Source organism: Rhizohabitans arisaemae, from assembly GCF_025996515.1.
In the GTDB taxonomy this organism is placed as follows: Bacteria; Actinomycetota; Actinomycetes; order Streptosporangiales; family Streptosporangiaceae; genus Rhizohabitans; species Rhizohabitans arisaemae.
Window position 1 is genome coordinate 1 of record NZ_BLRH01000045.1, and the last position, 677, is coordinate 677.

Annotated in this window: 1 rRNA gene; it reads right to left on the reverse strand. The window is 57.6% G+C overall.

Features of this window, described 5'->3' with window-relative positions:
• Window positions 1-632, reverse strand: a 23S ribosomal RNA gene (locus RUR_RS26610); the annotation flags it as partial.
• Window positions 633-677: the final 45 nt, after the last annotated feature.

Below are 677 nucleotides of genomic sequence, written 5' to 3' on the forward strand. Positions count from 1 at the left end.
GGCGCGGCTCTGACGGCTTGTAGGCACACGGTTTCAGGTACTGTTTCACGACCCCTCACCGGGGCACTTTTCACCTTTCCCTCACGGTACTCGTGCACTATCGGTCATCAGGGAGTATTTAGGCTTACCAGGTGGTCCTGGCAGATTCACACAGGATTTCTCGTGCCCCGTGCTACTTGGGATCCCCTCAACAAGCCGCTCCGATTTCGCCTACGGGACTCTCACCCTCTACGGCCGCCCTTCCCAGAGCGTTCGACTATCGAAACGGTTTCTCACTTGCCGCAGTCTTGGCGGAGACTGCAAGAAGGTCCCACGACCCCGGACACGCAACGCCCGCCGGCTATCACACATGCCCGGTTTAGCCTCATCCGCTTTCGCTCACCACTACTCGCGGAATCACTGTTGTTTTCTCTTCCTACGGGTACTGAGATGTTTCACTTCCCCGCGTTACCACCAACCGCCCTATACATTCAGGCGGCGGCAACACCGCATTACCGGTGCTGGGTTTCCCCATTCGGACATCCCCGGATCAAAGTCTGGTTGGCGACTCCCCGGGGCTTAACGCAGCCTCCCACGTCCTTCATCGGCTCCTGATGCCAAGGCATCCACCGTGCGCCCTTAAAAACTTGGCCACATAGATGCTCGCGTCCACTATGCAAATCTCAAACAACAAACCC